This is a genomic window from Modicisalibacter luteus DSM 23508, from assembly GCF_000378505.1.
Taxonomy (GTDB): Bacteria; Pseudomonadota; Gammaproteobacteria; order Pseudomonadales; family Halomonadaceae; genus Modicisalibacter; species Modicisalibacter luteus.
The window spans coordinates 299,399-310,827 of sequence record NZ_KB899993.1; the positions used below are offsets into that span (position 1 = coordinate 299,399).

8 protein-coding genes and 1 pseudogene are annotated in these 11,429 nt (G+C 62.6%); 6 read left to right on the plus strand and 3 right to left on the minus strand.

The window, feature by feature from the left end:
• Positions 1-5: 5 nt before the first annotated feature.
• Positions 6-224: pseudogene (locus tag F568_RS0109795) on the plus strand (integrase core domain-containing protein); the annotation flags it as partial.
• A 290-nt stretch (positions 225-514) separates the two neighbouring features.
• On the opposite strand, the gene F568_RS0109805 reads toward F568_RS0109795, so the two are convergent.
• Positions 515-1,462 carry a ferredoxin family protein gene (locus F568_RS0109805; protein WP_019018547.1) on the minus strand — a complete coding sequence of 316 codons (948 nt, stop codon included), beginning with the start codon at positions 1,460-1,462 and terminating at the stop codon, positions 515-517.
• A 29-nt stretch (positions 1,463-1,491) separates the two neighbouring features.
• Positions 1,492-2,337, minus strand: coding sequence for an ABC transporter ATP-binding protein (locus F568_RS0109810; protein ID WP_019018548.1), 846 nt, complete (start codon positions 2,335-2,337; stop codon positions 1,492-1,494).
• Between the two features lie 488 nt (positions 2,338-2,825).
• On the opposite strand from F568_RS0109810, the gene F568_RS0109815 reads away from it, so the two are divergent.
• The 5 genes from F568_RS0109815 (at position 2,826) to F568_RS22630 (ending at position 10,628) form a co-directional block, all read left to right on the plus strand.
• Positions 2,826-4,646, plus strand: a complete 1,821-nt coding sequence (locus F568_RS0109815; RefSeq protein WP_019018549.1) for an IucA/IucC family protein — start codon at positions 2,826-2,828, stop codon at positions 4,644-4,646.
• Positions 4,639-5,901: a type III PLP-dependent enzyme gene (locus F568_RS0109820; RefSeq protein WP_019018550.1), complete on the plus strand. Its 1,263-nt coding sequence runs from the start codon at positions 4,639-4,641 to the stop codon at positions 5,899-5,901. The genes F568_RS0109815 and F568_RS0109820 overlap by 8 nt, the downstream gene beginning before the upstream one ends.
• A 58-nt stretch (positions 5,902-5,959) precedes the next feature.
• The gene (locus tag F568_RS0109825) at positions 5,960-7,855 is read left to right on the plus strand and encodes an IucA/IucC family protein (RefSeq protein ID WP_019018551.1); all 1,896 of its coding nucleotides are present in this window, start codon (positions 5,960-5,962) and stop codon (positions 7,853-7,855) included.
• Entirely contained in the window at positions 7,849-8,640 is a 792-nt protein-coding gene (locus F568_RS0109830) for an HpcH/HpaI aldolase family protein (RefSeq protein WP_019018552.1), read from the plus strand. Before F568_RS0109825 ends, F568_RS0109830 begins: the two co-directional genes overlap by 7 nt.
• Positions 8,641-8,711: 71 nt before the next feature.
• Positions 8,712-10,628, plus strand: a complete 1,917-nt coding sequence (locus tag F568_RS22630; RefSeq protein WP_229804357.1) for an IucA/IucC family protein — start codon at positions 8,712-8,714, stop codon at positions 10,626-10,628.
• 55 nt (positions 10,629-10,683) lie between these two features.
• On the opposite strand, the gene F568_RS0109840 is transcribed toward F568_RS22630, so the two are convergent.
• Complete coding sequence (locus F568_RS0109840) at positions 10,684-11,307, minus strand: RraA family protein (protein ID WP_019018554.1); 624 nt, start codon at positions 11,305-11,307, stop codon at positions 10,684-10,686.
• Positions 11,308-11,429 lie beyond the last annotated feature (122 nt).

The following is an 11,429-nucleotide window of genomic DNA, read 5'->3' on the forward strand; positions in this document are numbered from 1 at the left end:
TACCTTCGATGAGTCGCAAGGGGAATTGTTGGGATAACGCCGTTATGGAGCGCTTCTTCGGCTCACTGAAAAGCGAGTGGCTGGCTGGCCAGCGATACGGGAGCCGCCAGGCAGCACGGCGGGACGTGATCGAATACATCGAGATGGAGTACAACAGCTGCCGGCTCCACCCGACTCTGGGCTACCAGACGCCGAGGGAAGTCGAGCTGGCAACTGCGGCTTGAGCACGTGTCTACGCTGACTTGGCCAGAACGACGAACCCCCGGCTCAGCTCCGCGGCCACACCGTGGGTGTCGATCAAGATGCCGTAGACATCGAGAGCCAGTACACGCTTGCTCATGACTTCCGCCGCACCTTCGCTACAAACTTACTAGACTAGGTATGAATGTTTGTACCGTATAATATGCCTTGGTACACGCGAGTCTGGTTGCGACCCAGCGTAATGGTCGCAGCGCTGAGCGATAACTACTTAAATGAGAGATAATGCCAACAGCGTCTGACTCTTCTTGGTGCTTCAGGTCAGGCGGGGGTCGTCCGTCGGCGCTTGCTCAATGATGTGCATGGCATGCCAGACCTGGCTCGGTTGCGCGCCGTCCTGCTCGTAGTCGGCGCAGGTATCGTGGCGGATGAGTTCATAGGCGCGGCAGGTCACTTCTAGCCACCCCTCGCGCTGCGCGGTCTGCCAGCGTACGGGCACGCTTTGCCGGTGAGCATCGAGCCACCTGGCTTCGCCTTTCACCGTCACGCCGCCGCACATTCCCCGTTTTTCCAACCACATCAGAGCGGCGACCTGGGCGCATTGCTCCGGCGGTGTCAGCGTCGAATCGCCGCGATAGCAGGGCAGGTAGGGACGATCCTCGGCCTCGGCCTGCAACATTCGCGGGACATCGTCGTCGGTGAGGCGGCCGTACTTGCGTAGCGCCGGGAAGACCATGACGCTAGCGGCGAGCCGACAGCCGCCCAGGTGGGAGCTCTCCCAAACATCAAAAGGGTATGAATGCTCCCGTGCTGCGCTAGCGAGTGCCTTATAGCTGCGATAACCGAACTTGGCGCAGCATTTGTCCTTCTTTCCGTGAGTGCAGCAAAGAATCAGTGACCCGTTGACGCTTCCGGTTTGCCAGCGTTCGAGCGGTTTCCCATGGATGAAGGCGTGCAGTAGCTCGGCCAGTTCCTTCCTCTTCACGTCGTACGTTCGGCCCTCCGGCATCAGCACCAGCCGATGGTGATGGCTTGGCTGCTCCCGGCGATGTATCAGGTTGACTCGACGGCCGCCATCGGCGATGGCGCTGAGCAGGTTAAGTACCTCTTCCGGCATATCGCTGGCTTGGCGCAGGTTGCGCAGCCACTTGGCCCGCGGCCAGCTGACCAGCAGGTTGCGTGTGGCATGTGCGGCAGTGCCCACCAGTGGGTCGCCGATCTCGGCGCTCTCGATGGCACAGAATTGTCTGGAGGCGGCGGTCATCGGCGACTCATTGGGCTATCGGGGCGGGGTCAACCATGCGCGACCCCGGGTACCACTTGGGGAGTCGGCGTGGTGCCCACCAGGCTGGGCACGCAGAGCAGGCGGCGGGTATGCGGATCGCGAATGACATGTGCATCAAGATCGAAGACCTCTTTGAGGCGATCACTGGTGAAGACCGTTTCCGGTGGCCCGCTATGTTCGATGCGACCCTGGCGCATCATTACCAGAATGTCGGCATAGGCCGCGGCCAGGTTGAGATCATGCAACACCACCAGCAGTGTGCGCCTCTTGTCGTGGGCGAGTCGAACCAGCAATTCCAGCAAGTCGACTTGGACCTTCAGGTCGAGAAAGGTCGTCGGCTCGTCGAGTAGAATCAAATCAGTTTCTTGGGCCAGGACCATGGCGATCCAACAGCGTTGACGCTGGCCGCCGGAGAGCGCGTCGACACTGCGCTCAGCAAAGTCCGTGACATCGGCATAGGCCATCGCCTCGCGGATGGCGCGAGCATCCTGCTCGGCATCCTGTCGCCACAACCGCTGGTGAGGAAAGCGCCCCATGCCGACCAATTGCCTAACCGTGAGACCCTCCGGTGCGGAAGGGCCCTGCGGCAGGATGCCCAAGCGTTGTGCTACCTCTCGCGTATTGCGTCGGTGGATGTCCTTACCATCGAGACAAACGCGTCCGGCATAGGGCGTCAGCGTGCGCGCCAACGTCTTCAGCAGCGTCGATTTCCCGCTACCGTTCGGGCCGAGCAGCACCGTCAGCTTGCCCTCAGCCACCGTCAGGTCAACGCCGTCGAGTACCCGTCGGGAATCGTACCCGGCGCGAAGAGCTTCGCCCGTCAGTCGAGGCGGCTTGGCAGATATCGAGGGCATCGAGTTGGCTCGTTGGTGAAATTCCTAAGCTGAAGAACCGTAAGATAAAAAATTCTCATTTTCAATACCCAAAGACCTTCTTGGGCCTGTTCAGCACCATAGATAACAGGCCACGCGAACGGATCGCTCAAGGAACATGGACAAGTATTTCATTAATGATTAGTATAACTATTCTCATTCGCATGATGTGCTTGGTCATTCGGCTAGGCACTGCGCAAGCTGCCACGCGTGCCTTTGATGTGCTGTCTCGGCACGCAGGACAGCAGGACAGAATGTTTCGTTAGGGCATGGTCGTATCGCCCTGTCAACCACACGACAAGCACAATGACTAATTACAACTTCGCAAAGTGACTAGCTAGGGGCACGCGGATTCACAGGCCAAAGGGTGTCATAAGCCGACGGCAGAACAGCCAACGACGACGATAGGGCTTTCACCGACGGCTACCGGGCAGGTGAGTCTTTAAAGGACGCATTCTTGCGGAGGCCACATGAGCTACGCCCGTTTCTCTCGTTTACCCGACGAGACGAGCCGACATGCATCGGCGCATGCATTGTTGAATTGCATCATCAAGGAAGTGGCAATACCCCATCGCACCCTATCCTATCGATGGCCGGCCCAGCGAAAAGGCCTGCCGGACCAGTTACACGGCACGCCATTGCTTATCGAATGGTCGGCATCGCTTTCACTGTTTGTGATGGTGGACCGGCGCTCGGTCATTGGGAGTCAATTCTACCTTTCCGATGTTTATCTTCTGGAGACGGGAGCCGCCAGGTGGCAACTTTTCGAGGTGGCGGGGCTGGTTGTCGCGCTGCTGGAGCACTGTCGGTGGCATGACGGAAGGCTCAACCAGGAACTATGCGATCAGGTCGTGCAGAGTCAGGATGTCATGACAAAGATCGTCGCGCATGCCGTCGAGCTACCGAGACTTCAGCCGCTGACAGACTATCGCTGCAGTGAGCAGGGGCTGTGGTTCGGCCACCCTAATCATCCTACGCCCAAGGCCAGGCAATGGCCGTCGCATCGACTGCAGAATAAGCCTGCCTACGCGCCGGAATTCTGTGCCACCACGGCCCTGCACCAATTTTCCTTTCCCGTAGCCGGGCTGAGTGTCCAGGCTAACCGGTTGAGTGTCCAGGATGTGCTGTCGCATGTGGCGGACCAGCGCCATGCCGAGGATGGCAGCCGCGTGGTACTCAGCATGCACCCGGTGCAAGCTGAACTGTTCCGCCAGGATGCCCGAGTGGCAGCCTTGATCGCGGATGGCATTATCGGCGATCTCGGGCAGAGCGGCTGGTGCGCCGCACCTACGGCGTCCATGCGCACCTGGTACCTTGAGGGGCATCCTTGGTTTCTTAAGGGGTCGCTCAATGTGCGCATCACCAACTGTGTGCGCAAGAATGCCTGGTACGAACTGGAGAGTACGCTGGTCATCGATCGTATCATGCATCGACTCAACCAACAGAAGGATGCGGCGCTGGAAGCGCTATGTGTGGCACAGGAGCCGGCCACGGTGCACTGGGCGCCGGCCGAGGGCATTGATGCCGACCGGCGCTGGTTCCGGGAGCAGACCGGCATGATCCTGCGGGAAAACTTTTGCGAGCGCTTCTCGCCCGAGCGTTGCCTGCTCAGCGCGACACTGTTTGCACGCGATGCTCAGCTGGCACCCATGGCGCTGTCCTTCATCGAAGCGGCGTTACCGGACGGTGTAAGCGATACTGGCGACATCCTTCCGTCAGAAGGCCGGGTCCGGCAGTGGTTCCAGGCCTACCTGCGCACGCTGATGGCACCGGTCTTGGGGCTGTTCTTCCGTCACGGCATCGTCATGGAGCCCCATATGCAAAATTGTGTGCTGATCCATGACGAGGGCATGCCCCGACAGATGCTGCTACGTGACTTCGAAGGGGTCAAGCTGACCCACGACAAAGGCGTGGACTGGCTCGCGGGGGAGACATTGAATCCCCGAGTCAGAGAATCGATGACCTACCGCCGCGAGCAGGGCTGGAACCGTATCGCCTATTGCCTGCTCGTGAATCATGTCGCCGAGGCGATCCTGGCGTTGAGCTGGCAGCGGCCGGCCCTTGGCGATGCGCTGTGGCAAGACACTTTGAATGAGCTGCGTCGGGTGCGGCAAACTCTGGAAACATCGGCCCCCGAGCTGGATGCGCTGCTGAAGGGAGGCGAGCTGCCTTGTAAGACCAACTTCAAGCTACGGCTGATGGCCCAGGCGGACCGGCATGCTGAGTATGTGGCGTTGCCTAATCCGTGGCGCATCAACCAAGCCATGGGCAGGGAGGTGGCCTATGGCTGAGTGCGTCACGATTCCTAACCACATCCTCTCTGCTATTGCCTCGCATCGCCAGGTATGCAGCGAGCCCATGGCGGCGTTCTTTTATGATCTCCCGGCGCTCGCCGCGCAGGGTCGCGCCATGAAGGCGGCATTGCCTGCCGGTGTCGAGCTCTACTATGCGATCAAGGCCAACAGCGAGGCGGCTATCATCGATACGGTTGCGCCGGTCGTGGATGGGCTGGAGCTATCGTCAGGCGGCGAGATCACGCGTGCCTGCGCCTGTTCGACGCCGCGCCCCTGGGTGCTTTCCGGACCGGGCAAGCTAGACACGGACATGCGGGAGGCCATGACGCGTGGTGTCGAGGCCTTTCATGTCGAAAGCCTCGGGGAAGTGGCCCGCCTGCAGGCGATCGCGGCGTCGCTGGATCACCTGCAGCCCGTGCTGCTGCGCATCAACCCAGCGCTGCCCGCGGATCTTTCCAGCCGCCTGAGGATGGCCGGCACCGCCACCCCGTTCGGTATCGATGAGGCGCATCTCGCTGACGCCGTGCGAGCAGTGGATGACGCCCCGAACCTGACCCTCGTCGGCTTCCATGTTCACGCCATGTCGCACCAGACCTGTGAGCGGCGACACCAACGACTATTGGCGTCCTATCTGGAGTGCTGGCCTCGCTGGCGAGCGCTGGCACACCAGCCCGAGCGTGTCACTCAGCTCAACGTGGGCGGAGGGATTGGCGTGAACTACCTTCAGCCGTCTGCACAGTTCGACTGGCCCGGTCTTTGTGAGGCCCTAGGGGAGCGTCTGGCGGCCATGCACGAGCCGCCTCGGGTGCGCTTCGAGATCGGCCGCTTCCTCTCGGCGTTTTGCGGCTACTACGTGATCGAGGTGCTCGATACCAAGGTCAGCCATGGGGAAGGTTTTCTCGTCTGCCGGGGCGGTACCCACCAGTTCCGCCTGCCCGCGGCCCAAGGTCACGATCACCCGGTCATTCACTTGCCCTGCGACCCCGAGCGGGCAATCGAGGGGGAGCGCCGGTCCTGGACCGTGGTGGGGCAGCTATGTACCCCCAAGGATGTGCTGAGCCGCCGGCAGGAAATGACCGGGGTGGCGGTGGGCGACCTGCTGGTACTGCCGTTGGCCGGTGCCTATGGCTACAACATCTCTCACGCAGACTTCCTCTGCCATCCGCGACCCGAGCAGGTCTTCGTCCGCGACTCTCATGAGAGCCGCGAGCTCAAGACGCGAGGCCAGCGGCACGCCGAGACAGCGAGCTGAGCCGAGGTTCGGGCCGAGGCGCTTTGCCGCTCCATTTTCCTAGTATTGAAGGTGCATCATGACATCCCATGAACGTAATCTGCCGTCGGCCGTGGCAGGCGAGGGCGACCCTGCGGCTCCGGTGTCTATCTCTACGCCGTTCGCCTCTGCGGCGCACTGGCGGCATCATGCCCGTATCGAGCAACGCGTCGTCGGCCAGTTGCTGCAGACTCTGCTCTACGAGGACGTGCTTCCCTATGAGGCCACCATCGAACCGGAGGCCGATATCGCCGGCACTAGGCTATTCACCCTGATGCTGGGCAAGCGTCGCTATTGTGTGAATGGCTGGCAATGCCACAGCTTTGATCTGATCCGTCTCGAGCATTTTACCCTCGTGGTCGAGGACTCGTCGGGCTCGCCGGCGCCGGTAAACCTGCAGCGGTTTCTCGTTGATCTCGAGACGGCGCTGGGCGATGTGGCAATCCAACCCGGTTTCGTCAACGAACTGACGCAGACCCTGATCAAGGACGTGCAGTCATCCACCTGGCTGATGCCATTCATCGATCCACCGCAGCTGCTGGATGCCGATGTGCTGGAGCAGTATTTCACCGATGCGCACAGCTACCACCCTTGCTACAAGTCGCGGCTCGGTTTCTCCCTGCAGGACAATCAGCGTTATGGGCCGGAGTTCGCCCAGCCGCTGCGGGTAGGGTGGCTGGCCGTACCGAAGCGCCTGGCGTATCAGGGGACCGTCAGCGGGGTGGCGCTCGCCGACCGTGTCGCGAGGGATGCCGGCCCACACATCCTGGCGAGCCTGGACGATTATCTCGCACAGCGCCAATTAGCGCGGGATGATGTCGTGCTGATGCCGGTGCATCCCTGGCAGTGGGAAAACGTGCTGATCCCGGCGCTGTACCCGGAGCTTGCCAGCGGCGAAATCGCTCTGCTGGGCGAAGGCGAGACGATCTATACCGCGCAACAGTCGATTCGTACTCTGGCCCCGCGAGAGGCGGATAAGCCGTATCTCAAGCTGGCGATGAGCATCACCAACACATCCAGCACGCGCATCCTGGCGCGTCACACCGTCACCAACGGGCCGATCATCACCCAGTGGCTTCAGCGGCTCATCAACACCGACGAGACTGCTCGGGCCGCGGGGCTCCTAATCCTCGGCGAAGTGGCCGGCGTGGCCCTGGACGAGCGAGCCTTCCCGGACACCCGCTACAACGATGTGTACGGCAAGGTCGGTGCCATCTGGCGTCAGAACATCGGCGAGTTTCTCGAGGATGGCGAGCGAGCCGTGCCCTTCAATGGGCTGAGCCAGTACACCCGAGACGTAGAGGGGGAGCCTGCCAGTCCCTTCATCGCGCCCTGGGTGGCGAGTCATGGGCTGGAAGCCTGGACCCGGCAGCTCGTGCATGTTGCCACTCTGCCCATCATCCATCTGCTGTTCGCCGAGGGCGTGGGGTTGGAGTCCCATGGCCAGAACATCGTGGTCCTCCATCGCGATGGATGGCCGCTGAGGGTGGCGTTGAAGGATTTCCACGACGGTGTGCGCTTCAGTGTCTCGCATCTGGCACGCCCCGAACTGGCCCCGGAGCTGGAGCCCGTGCCCGAGCGTCATGCAGCCCTCAACCGCAACTCCTTCATCGTCACTGATGACCCGGACGCGGTTCGCGATTACTCCTGCGACGCCTTCTTCTTCATCGCCCTGGCGGAGATGGCGGTCTTCCTGCACCGGCACTTCGGCCTGGAGGAGTCACGGTTCTGGGCCATGGCGGCGGACGAGATCAAGGCCTACCAGCGCGCCCATCCGCAGCACGGCGAACGCTACCGCTACTTCGATGTCTTCGCGCCCCGCTGGGAGGTGGAAGCCTTGACCCGCCGCCGCCTGTTCGGCGATGCCACCCCCCAGATCAAGCACGTCCCCAATCCGCTGGCGCCCTTCGCGCCGGGCGAGGAGGCAGCATGCTAAGGAGCAACCGACTGAAACGGGCGCTGGCCGAGGGCAGAGAGGTCCACGGCGTCATGGCATCCCTGCCCACGGCGGCCTCCATCGAGCTAATCGCCGAGGCGGGCTTCGATTTCGTGGTGATCGACACCGAGCATGTGCTGATCAACCCGGAAACCGTCGAGCACATGATCCGTACCGCCGAGAGCTACCAATTGACGCCCCTGGTACGGGTACCGGACGCCGATCCCAAGACCCTGGTGCGCCTGCTTGACGGCGGCGCCCAAGGGATCGTGCTGCCCAACGTAGAAGCCTCAGAGACCCTCGAGCGTGCCGTGGCCGCGTGCAAGTACGCGCCAGAGGGCGAGCGCAGCCTCAACGCCGGGCGGCCCGGTGCCTTCGGCAAGGCCTCCCTGACGGACTACGTCGTGCAGGCCAATCGGGAGATCATGGTGATCGCCATGATCGAGAGCCGCCAGGGGGTGGCGGAGATCGAGGCGATCTGCGCGGTGCCGGGCCTCGACATGGTCCTGGAAGGGGCAGCGGACCTGTCCCAGTCACTGGGTGTGACCTGGCAGACTGGCCATCCCGACGTCGTCCAGGCGCTGAAATCGGTTCAGCGTACGGTGAGCGAGCATCGCATTCCCTATTGCGCCTTCCTACGCGACCCGCAGGCCAAGGCTCGCTGGCGTGCGCGGGGCGTCGGCGCCTTCATGCTGGGCGACGAGCGCGGCATCGCCTTTCGCGCCCTGCAGAAGGCGCTCGGCGAAGCCAAGGCGCCGGTAGAAAGCGAGGCCTCCCGCTCATGATGCCCCCGATGGCGAATATTCCCTTCTCTACTCATCAGTCGAGCACGGATTCATCTATGGAGCTGACGACCATGAAATCTCCGAACGCCAAGCGCCATGCCGAGGCGCAGATCATGCAATCGCTCTTGGACGGCCTGCTGGTCGAGGGCCTGCTGGATGACCTCGGCGTAACTTGGCAGGCGGCCACCGAGGCCGACGAATGGCTCACCCGGTCGCCGATGTTCCAGGCCCACCATGGCCACCCTTCGCAGCGTTTCTGGCTTTGGCGGCAGGACCCGCATCACAGCATCGTCATGCTGTTGCAGCCCGGTATCGCTCAGGCGTGGGAAAAGGTGCCGCAGACGCCGGTGATCATGAGGCATCACGAGCGCCAGGAGTGGGAGTCACTTGACCCCGTTTCCTTCATGCGCCGGGTCTTTGGCGCCGTGGCGGACAACGACGAGCTGGCTCTGGGGCAGGGACAGCAAGTCTTCCTCGGGGCGCTTGCCGACAGCCTCTGGCAGGCGGAGAGCTCGGTGGACCACCGGGTGGAGACGCGTGACTTGTCGGGGCGCGGCACGGCCGAGCATTTCGCGATCATGGAGCAGTGGGCGTCGTTACTCGACCGGCCCTATCACCCCACTGCGAAGGCCAAGCAGGGGCTCAGCGAGCGCGAATATCGCGCCTACATGGCCGAGTTCAACGCCCCCGTCACGCTGCGCTGGGTCGCGATGGTCCGCTCCCAGGTGATGACCGGGGCCGGCGTCGGCGAGGAGTGCCCCGCGCCGGTGCAGTGGCTGGCTGGTGGCGAGACTCGCCAGGCGCTCGAACGGGAGATGGCGTCGCGCGGCCTGACTCGAAGCCACGTCGCCATTCCCGTGCACCCTTGGCAGTACGAGCACGCGCTTCCCCACTGGCTGGAAGCGGCTTTCGCGGTGGGGGACTGCGTCTCGCTGGACACGGTCACCGAGCCTTGGCTCGCGACATCGTCGCTGCGCTCGCTGGCTCCGACCACGGCGAGCCCTCACTTTCTGAAACTGCCGATGGCTATCCACTCCCTAGGCGCCTCGCGTTACCTGCCGGCGGTCAAGATGTTCAATGGCGATCTAAGCGCCCGCCTGCTGCACCAGGCCAGAGAGAAGGACGCTCGGCTCGCCGAGGCGCTCTACCTGTGCGATGAAGGCAAGTGGTGGGCCTACCTGCCGCAGGGGGCGACGCTGTTCGATGAGGCGCCGCGGCATCTGTCCGCCATGGTGCGCAGCTATCCCCGAGCGCTGCTGGGCGACCCGGGCGTGCGCCTGGTACCCATGGCCACGCTGGGGACGCCGCTACCGGGGGGCGAGCACCATGTATTCGACGACTGGTTGGCCCAGCGCGGCATGACGGCCAGTCCCGCCTCGGTGCAAGCGTTGTTCGGCGAGCTCTGCGACAGTTTCTTTGATATCAATCTGCGCATGTTCCGGCTCGGCATGCTGGCGGAAGTGCATGGCCAGAATGCCGTGCTGGTATTCAAAGCGAACCGGTGTCACGGGCTGCTGCTGCGCGACCATGATTCCCTGCGGATCAGCGTTGCGCGCCTTGAGCAGCATGGTATGCAGGACCCGTGCTACTGCATCAAGCCCGGTCATGCCAACACCTTGTATCACGACAGTCTCGAGGCCCTGCTGTTCTGGCTGCAGACGCTGGCGATACAGGTCAATCTGCGCGCCATCACTGATACCTTGGCGGATCACTACGCGCTGTCTCGCCATGATCTCTGGCGGGAGATGGCTATCCGCCTCGAAGCTCGGATCGACGCGATCCCCTTCGATGATTGTGATCGCGAGATGCTCAAGGAGCAGCTTTTCGAGCGCGAGCAGTGGCCCTACAAGCGGCTTATCGCGCCGATCATTGAACGCGCGGGTGGGCCGGGCAGCATGCCCTTCGACACCAGCTTGACCTGCAACCCCTTCGCTCGGGTACGACGGCAAGCCCATGATGAGGCTGCCGTGGGAGTGATCGAGGCCTGAGATGAACGCAGCCGCCCGACAAATCGTTGGGCGGCTTTTTGATAAGAACGGCGCTTTAGCAGAACCAGTCGGGAAACTCTGCTGCCAGCGCGCTACGCTTTTCCTGCTCCTGTGCCTGTTTGGTCTCGGCAGCCTCAGCCAGGGCGTCGGCACGATGCGGCGGGATAACGAAGAGCCCGTCGTCGTCGCCCACCACCAGGTCGCCGGGGTTGACCGTGACGCCGTCGATAGCCACCGGAACGTTGATCTCGCCTTCCAGCGCCAGTGCCCGGGTGGTCAGGGGGCTGGTCATCCGGGCGTAAGTGGGTAGGCTGAGCCGGGAGAGTACGTTCCAGTCGGTGATGGCGCCATTGGTCACAACGCCGGCGAGCTGCTTGCGCAGCGCCGCATAGGCACGGAACTCGCCCCAGCAGGCGCGACGATAGTCGCCAGATACGTCAATCATCAACACATCGCCCGGGCAGGCTATCTTCAGCGCCTCGCGGATGATGCTGCCGTCGATATGGGGGATCCTGACCGTCACCGCGGTGCCAATCAGCCGGACGGGACGCTGGATCGGCGAGAGGCAGGTGATGGCGCCGAAGTCGGTGAAATGTCCCAAGGTGGAAGTGGCAAGTGATCGATAGCGTTGGCGTTGCTGCGCCGTAATGGTCGCCTGACGAGGGGCGATATGGAACATGGGCCTTCCTTATGCTTGCCGTATATGTTTACCAAAACAGCGCGTAAAGCATCGCCCACTCGGGCGGTGATATAAGCGCGCACCGCGCAGCGGTGCCTGTTGATAGGGTCACCTACCCCTGA

Bases quoted from the DNA above. Each gene is read 5' to 3' on its own strand.
- F568_RS0109805 (WP_019018547.1), bottom strand. From the start codon at position 1,462: ATGACCGCCGCCTCCAGACAATTCTGTGCCATCGAGAGCGCCGAGATC.
- F568_RS0109810 (WP_019018548.1), bottom strand. From the start codon at position 2,337: ATGCCCTCGATATCTGCCAAGCCGCCTCGACTGACGGGCGAAGCTCTT.
- F568_RS0109815 (WP_019018549.1), top strand. From the start codon at position 2,826: ATGAGCTACGCCCGTTTCTCTCGTTTACCCGACGAGACGAGCCGACAT.
- F568_RS0109820 (WP_019018550.1), top strand. From the start codon at position 4,639: ATGGCTGAGTGCGTCACGATTCCTAACCACATCCTCTCTGCTATTGCC.
- F568_RS0109825 (WP_019018551.1), top strand. From the start codon at position 5,960: ATGACATCCCATGAACGTAATCTGCCGTCGGCCGTGGCAGGCGAGGGC.
- F568_RS0109830 (WP_019018552.1), top strand. From the start codon at position 7,849: ATGCTAAGGAGCAACCGACTGAAACGGGCGCTGGCCGAGGGCAGAGAG.
- F568_RS22630 (WP_229804357.1), top strand. From the start codon at position 8,712: ATGAAATCTCCGAACGCCAAGCGCCATGCCGAGGCGCAGATCATGCAA.
- F568_RS0109840 (WP_019018554.1), bottom strand. From the start codon at position 11,307: ATGTTCCATATCGCCCCTCGTCAGGCGACCATTACGGCGCAGCAACGC.